The sequence below is a fragment of the Pirellulales bacterium genome, assembly GCA_035533075.1.
Taxonomy (GTDB): Bacteria; Planctomycetota; Planctomycetia; order Pirellulales; family JAICIG01; genus DASSFG01.
Map to the genome: position 1 here is coordinate 1 of DATLUO010000137.1, position 12,889 is coordinate 12,889.

The window sequence follows — 12,889 nt, forward strand, 5'->3', positions numbered from 1 at the left end:
CGGAAACCGGATGCCGACCTCCGTGCCCCACAACTCATAGCCGAACCGGTCGGGCCGCCACGCCGGCCGGTCGTCGCCCAGGATCGCGAAGCTCGCCACCTTTTGATTATAGCGATCGAACAGCCGGTAGTTATAGACGTACATCCGTTTGGCAAAGTCCGCTTCCGGCTGGCTCTGAAACTCAAGGTGTACCAGCACCCATTCCACTTGGCCGCTGGTCCTGCGGACCTGGACCAGCTTATCCGCCACGCGCCGCCCTTGCTCCGATTTGGCCGCGATCGTCTGCAACTCGTTCTCAAGCGTGTCGCAGCGCTCCGTCCAGTCGATTTCCCGATGTGCGTCGGGGAAAAAGAACGCCATGAACGGCTCAAACAAGTTATCGAGGGCTTCTTTCCACGCGCTATCGAAATCGGCCATTGCCAAGGTGCTCTCAGGTGCCTTTTGGGATGGGCGCAAGTCTACGAGAGAATGACGGCAGCCGGAAGAAGTCGAAATGCAAAAACGGAAGTGGCCGCCCGGTGGTCCCGTGACCCGCCCGGCGCGGTTCCCGCGGAGTCCGATCGCGATCGCCGCGCAGCACGCAGCGGAGCTAGCGTCGCAAACCGAATCAGCGAAAGCATTTACGGCGATCACGCTGGCGACGCCGCACCCGCGTCCGCGACGGCGCCCAAACAAAAGCGACGCGCGCGTGTCGCTTTTGTTAATGAACGCGCCGCGCGCGGCGCGTTTGCCCGCACGCGCCAGCCGAACAGTGCAGCCAGCGCTCAAAGTTGCTCAAAGACCGACTCGCTCAATTCGGCGGAACGGCATCCCGGCGCGCGGGGACTGCGTGCAGAGGATTGGCCGCGCACCTCGTGGGACGCGACAAACGTGTCGCCTGCGCTCGGGTGAGACCCGGTCGGGCATGCGCAAAACCGCCAGGAATCGACGAACTTGCCGGTAAGACCGTACTCGGTTTTTGTTCCGATGGTAAGTATCGTTCTGTAGACCGCGAACGTGAGCCTCCGCCCGGCAGCACCCCGGCCCTTGCGAAGCGGTCGCCGGCTGTGGATACTAACAATCACCGCTTCAGCGATGGGGCGGCCCGCCCGCTATTACCCGCCTTTCACGGAGATACGCTTATGAGCACGCCCGGCTTTGGAAGTTCCTCGCGTCGTGAGTTCGTCAAGCAAACCGGCCGGCTGGCCGCGGCCACGGCCCTGATGGGCGTCAGGTTGCCGCACGTCCACGCCGGCGAAGACAACACGATTCAGGTGGCGCTCATCGGCTGCGGCGGCCGTGGCACGGGGGCGGCTTCCGACGCGCTGAGCGTCAAGAACGGCCCCATCAAGCTGGTGGCCATGGCCGACGTGTTTCCCAACCGGCTGCAATCGAGCTACGACCACCTGCAAAAGAATTTCTCGACGCAGGTCGACGTGCCCAAAGACCGCCAGTTCATCGGCTTCGACGCCTATCAAAAGGCGATGGAGTGCCTCAAGCCGGGCGACGTGGCCCTGTTCGCCACGCCGCCCGCCTTTCGCTGGGTGCATTTCGGTTATGCCATCGGCAAGAATCTGAACGTGTTCATGGAGAAGCCGACCACGGTCGACGGACCCAGCACCCGCAAGATGCTGAAACTCTACGAAGACGCACTGGCCAAAAACCTGAAAGTGGGCGTGGGCCTGATGTGCCGCCACTGCGCCGCCCGCGAAGAACTCCTTAGCCGCATCAAGGGTGGCGAGTTGGGCGACATCCTTTTGCTGCGGGCATACCGCATGACCGGCCCGGTCGGTTTTGCGTTTGTCTCGCCGCAGCAGGGTAACGAAACGAGCGAGCTGCTCTATCAGATCAAGAATTTCCACGGCTTCCTGTGGGCCAGCGGCGGCTGCTACAGCGACTTCCTGATCCACAACATCGATGAGTGCTGCTGGATGAAGGGCGGCTGGCCGGTGGAGGCGATGGGCAGCGGCGGCCGCGACTTTCGCGGCGACTATATCGACCAGAACTTCGACAACTACTCGGTCGAATACACCTTCGCCGACGGCAGCAAACTGATGCTCGAGGGCCGCAACATTCCCGGCTGCTACGATAAGTTCGCCAGCTACGTTCACGGCACCAAGGCGGCCGGCGTAATCTCGACCTCCGGGCACTCGCCTGCTCGCTGCCGCATCTACAAGGGTCAGAACATGGACGACGACAGCCAGATCGTGTGGAAGTATGGCGACAAGGAGCCGAACCCCTATCACCGCGAGTGGGAGCACCTGATCGAAGCCATCCGCAGCGACAAGCCTTACAACGAGGCCAAGCGCGGGGCCGAGGCCAGCCTGGTGACGGCGATGGGCCGCATGGCCTGCCACACCGGGCAAGTCATCACCTTCGAGCAGATGATGCAGTGCGAGCACGAGTTCGCGCCCGACGTCGACAAGCTGACGATGGACTCGCCCGCGCCGCTCGTGCGTCAGCCCGACGGCAAGTATCCGATTCCGTTGCCCGGCTTGCTCAAGCGGGAATACATGGTGTGAGGGCTTGCAAATCACATCCTATTGCGATTCCGGCACCATCGCGCTCATCCCTTGGGCCATGGTGATGCCGCGCTCGTGGTTGACGGTGAAGGCCACGCGGTGCGTCACGGCGTCGATCAGCGCGGCGGCCGAGGGCTGCCCGTTGCCGCTGCGCTTCACGCCGCCGAACGGCAAGTGAACCTCGGCGCCGATGCAGGGCAGGTTCACGTAACCCATGCCATAGTCGCACTCGTCGCGGTACAGCCGCCAGCGGCGATAGTCTTCGGTAATCACCGCCATTGAAAGCCCGTAAGGCGTGTCGTTATAGATATGAATCGCCTGCTCATCGCTGCTGAAGGGAACGATCGCCAGGTGCGGACCAAAGACCTCCTCGCGGATGGTGCGGGCGTCGGGCCGGTAATCCTGCCGGTAGACGAAGGGCGACATGAAGTGGCCCGCGCGGTGCTCGCCGTCCATCAGGCGGCCGCCGTCGAGCAGCACCTCCGCCCCTTCCTGCCGGGCCAGGCTGTTGTAGAAGGCGACTTTCTCGACCGACCGCTGATTGATCAGCGGGCCGGCGAACGCGCCGGGCGTGAACGGGTCGGCGAACCGCAGTTGCCGGGCACGCTCGACCAGCGCGGCCGCAAAATCGTCGCAGCGCCGCTGGTGGACCAGCACGCGGCCGGCCGACACGCAACGCTGCCCGGTTGTCTTGAAGGCGCTGAGCAGGGCGGCGTTGACGGCCAGGTCGAGCGCGGCGTCTTCGCAGACGATGACCGCGCTCTTGGAACCCATCTCCAAGGCGCAACTCTTGTGGGGGTGCTCGGCGGCCAGCCGGCGAATGTGCGAACCCACTTCGTAGCTACCGGTGAAACAGACCACGTCGACTTGCTCGTGCCGGGCCAAGGCGTCGCCCGCCTCCTCGCCCAGTCCGTGGACCAGGTTGATCGTGCCGGTGGGAAAGCCAGCCTCGTCGAACAGCCGCACCAGCCGCTGGCCGATTTCGGGCGTTTCTTCGCTGGGCTTGAAGACGGCGGTGTTGCCTTCCAGCAAGCTGGGGGCCAGCATCCACAGCGGCACGGCGAACGGGAAATTCCAGGGAGTGATGACGGCCACCACACCCCGCGGCTTGCGGCGGACGTAGAGGTCTTTGGCTTCGATTTCGGAATCGATCACCTGGCCGCTCGGCTGGCGGGCCGTGCCAAACACGTACTGCACCATGTGCAGGCCCTCGACGACTTCCGCCCGTGCTTCGTCGAGCACCTTGCCGCTTTCGGTGGCCAGCACGCGGGCCAACTCTTCGGTGTCGCGCTCGATCAGCTCGGCCAGCTTGAGGAACCGCTCGCCGCGCTTCACCCGGCTGCGCCGCCGCCAGGAATCGAAGGCGGTGCGGGCGGCGACGACGGCGGCATCGACGTCGGCGGCCGTGCCGCGCGGATAGTGCCCGACGACTTCGTCGGCGCGGGCCGGATTAAAGCTGTCGAACCGCTGGCCGACGGCCGGGCACCATCGGCCGGCGATGAAGTGTTGCCCGGTCCAGACTTCGGTGACGATCATGGGAGGTTCGGTCTTGGGTTTTTGGTCTTGGGTCTTGGCGGACGTGCGCGATCTCGCACTCTAGGAAGGATACGTGCTGGCATGTGCTTCCGGCAAGCCGCTGCGGTAGGCGCGGCGGCCTGCGGGCCTATAATGTCCGCGTAGGGTGGGACCAGCGAGCTTGCGAGCGCCGGCCCACCAAGAGCGACGTCGTTTATGGTGGGCCGGCGCTCGCAAGCTCGCTGGTCCCACCCTACAGGAGTTGCCAAGTTGGCTGAAAAAGTCGTGATTGTGGGAAGTGGGCCGGCCGGTTGGACGGCCGCGATCTATACCGCGCGGGCGTCGTTGAAGCCGCTGGTGTATGAAGGCGCCGTGACCGAAGACAACCGGATTGCCGGCACATTGCCGCTGGGCCAGTTGGCTTTGACGACCGAGGTCGAGAATTACCCCGGTTTTCCTCACGGCGACCTGGAAGCCTATCTCGACAACTCCATCGAGAAGCAGCGACGGCAAATGATGGCGCCGCATCAAAAGCAGGGCGTCAGCGGTCCCGAATTGATGGAGCTCATGCGGCAGCAGGCGCTGAACTTCGGCACGCGGATCATCACCGACGATATTGTCGAAGTCGATTTCTCGAAGCGGCCGTTCAAGCTCGTGCCCTCCGCGGGCGAGGCCGTCGAGGCGGAGGCCGTGATCGTCGCCACCGGCGCGCGGGCCAACTACCTGGGCATGCCGTCGGAAGAGAAATACAAGAACTTCGGGGTGAGCGCCTGCGCGGTGTGCGACGGGGCCTTGCCGCGGTTCCGCAACAAGCCGTTGGTGGTGGTCGGCGGCGGTGATTCGGCCTGTGAAGAAGCCAACTACCTTTCCAAGTTCGCCAGCCAGATTCACCTCGTGCATCGCCGCGACCAACTTCGCGCCTCGAAGATCATGGCCGAACGCGTGCTGAGCGATGCCAAGATCAAGGCGGAGTGGAACAGCGTGGTCGACGAAGTGCTGGGCAACCAGCGTGAGGGCGTCACCGGCGTGCGGCTGAAGAGCCTGCTCGACGACAAAACCCGTGAGCTTCCGGCGTCGGGCATGTTCGTGGCCATCGGTCACACGCCCAACACCCGCTTCTTGGAAGGCAAGCTGGAGCTGACGCCCAAGAAGTACATCAAGTGGACGGTGCCCTTCCGCACCAACACCAGCGTGGAGGGCGTGTTCGCAGCCGGCGACGTGGCCGACGACTACTATCGCCAGGCCGTGACCGCGGCCGGCAGCGGCTGCATGGCCGCGCTCGACGCCGAGCGCTGGCTGGCGCACCAGGGACATTGACCGCAACTGGGCCTTGCGGCGTTCCAGAAGTTATCCCGGTTTTATGCCGCAATCGTAAGGTGGGCAAGCTCTGAACGAAAAAGGCCCCACTACGACAAAATGTCGCAGCGAGCCGCGTTTTAATGACGCGATGTCGGAGTGCCGCATAGCACATCGTGCAAGTCCCCGCGCCGTGCGTAAAGCTTCGCCGAACCCGTTCCCATTTCACACTAACCCGAAGCGCAAGCGAGGTTTTGTCGCCTTTTTCACGTTCCTCGCTGGCGCTTCGGGTTGGTGTACGGCACCTGCGTACCGGGTTCGGCGAAGGTTTACCGCCGTGCCGATCTATTCCCTTGTCGCGGGACGGGTTAAGACAATCGCGGTCTTGGCGTCGTGTTTGTGGCGCAGCAGTTGCGGGCAGCCACGCTCAAATGCATTACTTGACCGACGCGCGAGGAATCGTTATCCCGATTTCCATGCTGGCGTTCTCGCTGACTGCAACCGGTTGCGGCACCACGAACTGGAGCGACACCGCGCGCACGGGAACCGAACAGTTGCTGATTTCGACCGCCATCGACGAGGCGGTGGGGAATATTGATTTTGCGCCTTTGTCGCACCGCGAGGTTTATCTGGACACGGACCCACTCGACGGATCGGTGGGCCGGCACTACCTGACGAGTTGTCTGCGTCAGCGGATGTTGTCGCAGCAATGCATCGTTAAGGAGAAACTGTCCGAGGCCGATTATGTCGTGGAGGTGCGAGCGGGAACGATCGGAACCGACCGGCATGAGGACCTGATCGGGATTCCGGCGACCGAGCTGAGCGTGCCGGTCGGATCCGACGCGGGTGCTCCGGCCAGCGTTCCTGAAATTGCTTTGGCGAAGAGCACGAATCAGCGAGGCGTGGCGAAAGTCGGTTGTTTTGCCTACCGCCGCGAAACGGGCCAGGCGTTCTGGCAGTCGGGCGTCGTTCCGATGTCGGTAAATGCCAAAGAGACACGGATTCTTGGCTTCCGATCGTTCAACCGTGGCACGTTGTATGACCGCACGCAATTCGTCGAGGATCACGCTCCACGCGGGAAACAAGCGACATGGCGGTCGCCTGCCTCGGCAGCGGCGGCCGCGCCGGCCGCGCCGTCCGACGCGCGGCCCGCCACACAACGCCGGTGAGCCGATCTTGCCTCCGGTTTGAGGCTCCTTGAAATCGCATAAAACGCCCTTCATGACAACGACTACACCAACCGGACCCTTGGCGGCGCGCGTGCTCGTCGTCGAGGACCATCCGGATACGGCGGATTTTTTATCGCGTTATGCGCGGTTGCTGGGCTGCGAGGTGCGCACGGCATGCACGGGCGCTCAAGCGCTGGAGACGGCGCTGGAATTCCTGCCGCAGATCGTGCTCTTGGACATCGGCCTGCCCGACATGGACGGCTGGGAGTTCGCTCGGTGTTTGCGCCGCGAGCTCGAGCCGGTGCATCCGGTGCTGATCGCCATTACCGCGTTCCGCAGCCAGGACGACCGGATTCGCTCGCTCGAGGCCGGCATCGACTACCACTTGAACAAGCCCGCTTTTCGCGAAGAGTTGATGCGGCTGCTGCTGGAGCTTGTGGGCCGGACCTAATTCTGGATTTTGCCGTTTTCTCCATCCAAGGTCAAGTTACGACTCTTGCCTACGACGACGGACTATGCATTAGCAGTTTCGATGCCAGGCACGCCGGGCCGCCGGGATACTCTCTGAAATCAAGACTTGATGAGGAGATCTCGTTGCGAGGGCCGCGCCACGCGGGCGCACCCGCGACGTTGTGTCGCGGCCATGTCGTCTGCCCGCGCAAAAACTGACGCACTCGCCCGCCGACCGTCACGGGCGAGCGTGCCGGTCGGCGGGAGCAGGAGGGGCGTCGGGCCGCGGGCCGTGGGACGCGCGAGACGGCTCAAGCGGCCCGACGGCCCCGACACTCAGTCCACAGCGCATTGAAGCGGCGGCGCGCTTCGTCGACGGAAACCACGTCGCCCGCGGGCGCGGTGCGCCAGGGCGGCTGGCGGCCTAGGCACGCGACCAGCGCCGGCAGGCCCACCCGACGGCGCTCGAGCATGAATTCGAACAGCGCCGTCTGAAACTCGGCGCGCCGGGCCGCCTGGCACAGCGGGCCCCCCGCCGTACGCCAAATCCTCAGCAACCGGAGAAAATCGGGCAACAGATCCTCTCGCCAAGCGCGATGGATTACGCGGTAACAGCGCAGCTCCGTGCGCTGAGAATCAAAGGCGGGCGGCGTCGGAAACGTGAAGCCGCAGGAATCGAGCAGCATGACGATCTCGGTGCCATGCGGAACACCGCCCTGCAGGGCCAAGTGCAGTTCCCGCCATCCGGCCGAGGGGCAGCCAGCGGGGTTGCTTTCGGACTTCGAATTCCGCTTGCGGGCGCACATCGTGGCGACTCACGTGGCCGAGACCAGCCATCCCTGACGGTGAACGTAGGGGCCTTCACAAGCACGCCGCGCGCCAAGACGCGAGGTGTCGCGCAAACGATGGGTCAGGGAGCCTGCGGGGTTTTTAGGCGGTTCCCGTGCGTCGTGCGCGCGTCACCTCGTCGCGGAACGATGTCGCACCGCGACAAACTGTCGCGGTTTTACGCCGCCTCGGGGTCGCGCTGGCTTGCGTTCAGTCCCCACACCTTGAGCTTGCGCTGCAGCGTGCGAACGGAAATTCCCAGCGCTTCGGCGGCGTGCGTGCGGTTGCCGCCGCAGCGTTCGAGCACCGATAAGATGGCCGTCCGCTCCATGTCTCGCAGGTTGTTGGCGCCGCCGCGATCGGCGGTTTTGGCGAGCAGCGAGGAATTGCCGCTGAGATACGCCGGCAGATCGCCCAGAGACAGCGTGCCGCCGTTCGACATGACCACCATGTTTTCGATGGCGTTGCGCAATTGCCGCACGTTGCCGGGCCAATCATAGGCCAGTATGAATTGGATCAGTTCGGGCGACATGGTGGGCCAGGGCCGCTGATGCTTCTGGCAGGCCGCGGCCAAAAAAGCGTCCATCAGCAAGGGAATGTCGTCGTGCCGGTCGCGCAGGGGCGGCAACTCGACGGTCAAGACGTTGAGGCGATAGAAAAGGTCGGCACGGAAGTCGCCGCGGGCCACCAACTCGGCCAGATTGCGACTGGTGGCGGCCACCAGCCGAACATCGACGCGGCGGTCTTCATTGCTGCCGACCGGATTGACCGAGAGGTTGTCGAGCACTCTCAGCAGCTTGGCCTGGGCCGACAGGGGGAAGTCGCCGATTTCATCGATGAACAACGTCCCGCCGTCGGCCGCCTCGAACCGGCCGATCCGATCGCGCTCGGCGCCCGTGAAGGCGCCCGGCACGTAGCCGAAGAGTTCCGCTTCGACCAGGCTTTCGGGCAGGGCGGCAATGTTCACGGCGATGTAGGCGCCGGCCTTGCGACGGCTCTGCTCATGAATGGCCGAGGCGATCAGTTCCTTGCCGGTGCCCGACTCGCCGAGAATCAGCACTAGGCCGTCGGTGGGGGCCGCGCGGCGCACACGTTCGAACACCTCGACCATGGCCGCTGATTGCCCCAAGATGCGCGGGCCAGCGGGCTCATCGCACGGTTTGTTGTTTTCGGCCCGCGGCGCCGTGTCGCACCGCGCGATCATGCGGCGGACCAACTGCAACAGCGCCTCCGGATCGACCGGCTTCGTCAAGTAGTCTTCGGCCCCCAGTTTCATGGCCGCCACCGCCGAGTCGACGTCGCCATAGGCGGTAGCCATGATAAACGGCGTCTGTGGGCGGCGGCGGCGCCACGAGCGGAGCAGGTCGATGCCGCTGCCCTTGCCCATGCGCACGTCGCTGATCACCAGGCCGACTTCGCCATCGATGTACTCCAGCGCCTCATCGGGGTCGCGGGCGGTGAACACGCGATACTGTTCCATGCGCAGCAGCCGGGCCAGCGCGTCGCGCTCGCCCTGTTCATCTTCGACCACCAACACGCTCCGGCCGACCGTCATGACACGACCTCATGCTCGAAACTGGGTGCCGCGTCGGGCAGCCGCACCACGAACCGGCCGCCGCCCTCGTAGCCCTCGTCGTAGGCGATGCTCCCGCCGCTTTCCTGGACGAACTTTTTCACCAAGGTCAGCCCCAGGCCGATACCCACGTCCTTGGTCGAGAAAAACGGGTCGAAAATGCGCTGCCGCTGTTCGGGCGGAACGCCCGGACCGTTGTCGCTGACCGCCAACTGCAAACCGTCGGTGGTGGAACTGACGTCGATTTCGATGCGGCCGCCCTTGCCGACCGCTTCGCGGGCGTTGTTGAGCAGATTGAGCAGGATCTGCCGTAAACGGTCGCGGTCGATCCGCACTTTGAGCGGCCCGGGCGCCAGATGCGCCACGACGGCGATGTGGTAGTCTTCCATGGCTTGCTGCACCAGGTCAAGCGTGCCGCGCACCTCGGCTTTGAGGTCGACGTCTTCGACCCGCGGCGGATCGCTGCGCGCATAACCGAGCATTTCGCCGATCAACGCCGCCACCCGCGTGATTTCCCGCGTCGACTCGCGCACGATGGTGGCAACCTCGTCGGCGGGGAGCCGTCCCTCGCCCCGGTAGGCGCGGCCGATGGCGTGCAGGTTCAAACGCACGGCGTTGAGGGGATTGCGCACCTCATGGGCCAGGCCCACGATGAACTGACGCAGCTCGTTGACTCGCCGCACTTCCGACAGTTCCAGGCGATGTTGCAGCGCGGCCGTTTGTCGGATGATGAAATAGAGTGAACCGACGGCCGCCAACACCACGAGCGTCGTACCGGCAATCACGACCATCCAACCGAATTGCTCTTCGTCTTGTTGCGCCGCGGCGGCGGCCTCGAACCAGTCGGCGTTGAGACCCGCGTGGTAGGTTCCGATGACGGCGCCGTTAAAGGTGACCGGCAGACGAACGTCAAAGGCGCGCCGGCCTTCGGTGAGACCCGCGAATCGAGTCTCCACAACATCGGCGCCCGCTTGGAGCAAGGCGCGCTGATGCCAGCCGGGACAAAGCTGTTGCCCTTCCAAGGCGGGATTGCTGTGGGCCACGACGTTGCCGGCCAGGTCCTCCACGGCGGCGTAAGACCATTTTTCTTCGCTGAGGATGGCTTGATGCCAATGGGCCAAGAGCCAATCCAGACTGCGAAGTTGTCGAAGGTCTGGCCGCACGTCGCCCTGGGCGAAATCCCGCTCGATGTGCCGCACGGTGCGCTGCGCATGCGAGACAACCTCGGCCACCGCCGATTTGAGGAACGAATCGCGGGCCTGCTCCAAATCACGTCCGGCGCCCCAGACTCCCAGGGCCACGATCGAAACCAGCGCGACCGTCATGCAAACGAAGGTGGCACGCGTAGAGCGGCGGAGCAATCGCCTGGGGCCGCCCGACTTCTCGTTCCCGTCGATATGAGCGACGTTCATGAAGCGCAGGTTGTAAAATTGTCAGGGAAAGCGACGATCGCCATTTTAGCGTCGGCCGCGAGGCTGCTCCACCCGAATCGTAACATGAATCCTGGTTCGCTGCGACGATTTGTCGCAGTTGCCGGCGCGACCTGCGACACGTCGCCGCGCTGAAAGCAGTCACCGACAGCGTCACCGGAGGAGCCAGCTTGCGAGCGCCGTCCCACCGCAATGCAGGCGTTAGGCAATGGGCGTTAGGCTTTAGGCACGGTGTTCCAATCGTCCCTAACGCCCAACACCTATTGCCTAACGCCTCGAACCCGGTTGGCCGGCGCTCGAAAGCTCGGCCCCCCGCCTTACTTGCCAACGCCCTGGCATGTAGTTTGCTCCCACCGCACCAACCAGTTTCGTTTGCCAAGTGATACGTCTCACCTCTCGTTGCAAGGAAGCAACTTCACCATGGAAATTCTCAAAGTTCGCGCCTTGAGGGGGCCCAATGTCTGGGCCCGCTTTCCCGTCCTGGAAGCCTGGGTTGATTTAGGCCCGCTGAAGGATTCACCTTCGCACGAGATTCCCGGCTTCAACGAGCGATTGATGAGTTGGCTGCCGACGATGATCGAACATCGTTGCGGAATCGGCGAGCGGGGCGGATTCTTCCAGCGGCTGCGAGAGGGAACGTACCAGGCGCACATTCTCGAACACGTGACTCTGGAGTTGCAATCGTTGGCCGCGGCGCCGGTCGGTTTTGGCCGGGCACGCGAAACGTCGCAAGAGGGCGTCTACCGCGTGGTCGTCGAATATGACGACGAGTCGCTGGCGCGTGCCTGTCTGGAATCGGCCCGCGTGGTCTGCCTGGCGGCGGTAAACGCCCAAGACATCGACCTGCCGGCCGAGATCGCTCGCCTGCGCGATCTGGGCCACGAGCTGCGGCTTGGTCCCAGCACGCGATCGATTGTCGAAGCCGCCCGGAAGCGGGGCATCCCCGCGATACGTCTGAGCGAAGGCAACTTGGTGCAGCTCGGCCAGGGCGGGCGTCAGCGGCGGATTCTGGCCGCCGAAACCGACTCCACCAGCGCCATTGGCGAGACGATCGCCCAAGACAAAGAGCTGACGCGCTTGCTGCTGGCCAGCGTGGGCGTGCCGGTGCCCGCCGGCCGGCCCGTGGAAAGCGCGCAAGAAGCCTGGGAAGCGGCCCGCGAGATCGGACTGCCGGTCGTCGTCAAACCCCGTAGCGGAAGTGAGGGTCGCGGCGTGGTGACCAACCTTTCAGACCGCCGTCAGGTGATCGCCGCCTACGAAGCGGCGCGACGCGAGAGCTCGGCCATTATCGTCGAGCGGTTTGTGCCCGGCGCCGACTATCGGCTGCTGGTCGTGGGCGATCGACTGGTGGCGGCGGCCCGTCGCGATCCGCCGTCGGTCGTCGGCGACGGCATGCATACCGTGGCGCAACTCGTCGACGCCGCCAATGCGGATCCGCGCCGCGGCGAGGGCCACGCCGCCCCGCTGACTCGACTCGTGCTGGACGCCATCGCCCTGGAGGTGCTCGCAGAACAGGGGCTTTCGCCCGAGGGCGTCCCAGCCGCCGGCCGGCAGGTGCTGGTCCGCCGTAACGGCAACTTGAGCACCGGGGGCGCCGCCACCGACGTGACCGACGAGGTGCATCCGGAAGTTGCTGCGCGCGCCATCGAGGCCGCGCGGATGGTGGGACTCGACGTGGCCGGCGTAGACATCGTGGCGTGCGACATCGCCAGGCCGCTCGAAGAGCGGGGCGGCGCCGTCGTCGAGGTCAACGCCGGGCCGGGCCTGCGCATGCACCTCGGCCCCTCGCACGGACGGCCGAGGCCGGTGGCCGAGGCGATCGTCGAGCGGATGTTCGCCCCCGGCGAAACCGGACGAATTCCTCTGGTCGCCGTGACGGGCACGAACGGCAAAACGACGACCACCCGCCTGCTGGCGCACGTGCTCGCATCGGCCGGCAGCTCGGTCGGCATGGCCTGCAGCGACGGCGTTTTCATCGCCGGGCGCCGCATCGAGGCCGGAGATTGCAGCGGGCCGCGAAGCGCGCGCTCCGTCCTGCTCAATCCCGCGGTCGACGCCGCGGTGCTGGAAACAGCCCGCGGCGGCATTCTTCGCGAGGGGCTCGGTTTCGATCTCTGCGACGTGGCC

Annotated in this window: 10 protein-coding genes; 5 read left to right on the forward strand and 5 right to left on the reverse strand. The window is 64.8% G+C overall.

Annotated features, from left to right (window positions below):
* The coding region (locus VNH11_17360) for a hypothetical protein (protein HVA48138.1) at positions 1-417 on the reverse strand (417 nt) is incomplete at its 3' end.
* 704 nt (positions 418-1,121) lie between these two features.
* On the opposite strand from VNH11_17360, the gene VNH11_17365 reads away from it, so the two are divergent.
* On the forward strand, positions 1,122-2,501 hold the full coding sequence (locus VNH11_17365) for a gfo/Idh/MocA family oxidoreductase (protein HVA48139.1): 1,380 nt from the start codon (positions 1,122-1,124) through the stop codon (positions 2,499-2,501).
* A gap of 18 nt (positions 2,502-2,519) precedes the next feature.
* Here VNH11_17365 and VNH11_17370 read toward each other — a convergent pair whose 3' ends face one another.
* A complete protein-coding gene (locus VNH11_17370; GenBank protein HVA48140.1) occupies positions 2,520-4,037 on the reverse strand; it encodes an aldehyde dehydrogenase family protein in 1,518 nt (505 codons plus the stop codon).
* 249 nt (positions 4,038-4,286) lie between these two features.
* Between VNH11_17370 and VNH11_17375 the strand changes: the two genes are divergently transcribed.
* The 3 genes from VNH11_17375 to VNH11_17385 all read left to right on the forward strand — a co-directional run bounded on the left by VNH11_17375 (position 4,287) and on the right by VNH11_17385 (position 6,932).
* Positions 4,287-5,333, forward strand: coding sequence for a thioredoxin-disulfide reductase (locus tag VNH11_17375; GenBank protein HVA48141.1), 1,047 nt, complete (start codon positions 4,287-4,289; stop codon positions 5,331-5,333).
* A gap of 455 nt (positions 5,334-5,788) precedes the next feature.
* Positions 5,789-6,481 carry a DUF6655 family protein gene (locus tag VNH11_17380; GenBank protein ID HVA48142.1) on the forward strand — a complete coding sequence of 231 codons (693 nt, stop codon included), beginning with the start codon at positions 5,789-5,791 and terminating at the stop codon, positions 6,479-6,481.
* 52 nt (positions 6,482-6,533) lie between these two features.
* Positions 6,534-6,932, forward strand: a complete 399-nt coding sequence (locus VNH11_17385) for a response regulator (GenBank protein HVA48143.1) — start codon at positions 6,534-6,536, stop codon at positions 6,930-6,932.
* Between the two features lie 310 nt (positions 6,933-7,242).
* Here VNH11_17385 and VNH11_17390 read toward each other — a convergent pair whose 3' ends face one another.
* The 3 genes from VNH11_17390 to VNH11_17400 form a co-directional block, all read right to left on the reverse strand.
* Positions 7,243-7,659, reverse strand: a complete 417-nt coding sequence (locus tag VNH11_17390; GenBank protein HVA48144.1) for a hypothetical protein — start codon at positions 7,657-7,659, stop codon at positions 7,243-7,245.
* 278 nt (positions 7,660-7,937) lie between these two features.
* On the reverse strand, positions 7,938-9,314 hold the full coding sequence (locus VNH11_17395) for a sigma-54 dependent transcriptional regulator (protein ID HVA48145.1): 1,377 nt from the start codon (positions 9,312-9,314) through the stop codon (positions 7,938-7,940).
* A complete protein-coding gene (locus VNH11_17400; protein HVA48146.1) occupies positions 9,311-10,744 on the reverse strand; it encodes a HAMP domain-containing sensor histidine kinase in 1,434 nt (477 codons plus the stop codon). The genes VNH11_17395 and VNH11_17400 overlap by 4 nt, the downstream gene beginning before the upstream one ends.
* A gap of 438 nt (positions 10,745-11,182) precedes the next feature.
* On the opposite strand from VNH11_17400, the gene cphA reads away from it, so the two are divergent.
* A partial coding sequence (cphA, locus tag VNH11_17405) for a cyanophycin synthetase (protein HVA48147.1) occupies positions 11,183-12,889 on the forward strand: 1,707 nt, incomplete at its 3' end.

Bases quoted from the DNA above. Each gene is read 5' to 3' on its own strand.
- VNH11_17365 (HVA48139.1), top strand. From the start codon at position 1,122: ATGAGCACGCCCGGCTTTGGAAGTTCCTCGCGTCGTGAGTTCGTCAAG.
- VNH11_17370 (HVA48140.1), bottom strand. From the start codon at position 4,037: ATGATCGTCACCGAAGTCTGGACCGGGCAACACTTCATCGCCGGCCGA.
- VNH11_17380 (HVA48142.1), top strand. From the start codon at position 5,789: ATGCTGGCGTTCTCGCTGACTGCAACCGGTTGCGGCACCACGAACTGG.
- VNH11_17385 (HVA48143.1), top strand. From the start codon at position 6,534: ATGACAACGACTACACCAACCGGACCCTTGGCGGCGCGCGTGCTCGTC.
- VNH11_17395 (HVA48145.1), bottom strand. From the start codon at position 9,314: ATGACGGTCGGCCGGAGCGTGTTGGTGGTCGAAGATGAACAGGGCGAG.
- VNH11_17400 (HVA48146.1), bottom strand. From the start codon at position 10,744: ATGAACGTCGCTCATATCGACGGGAACGAGAAGTCGGGCGGCCCCAGG.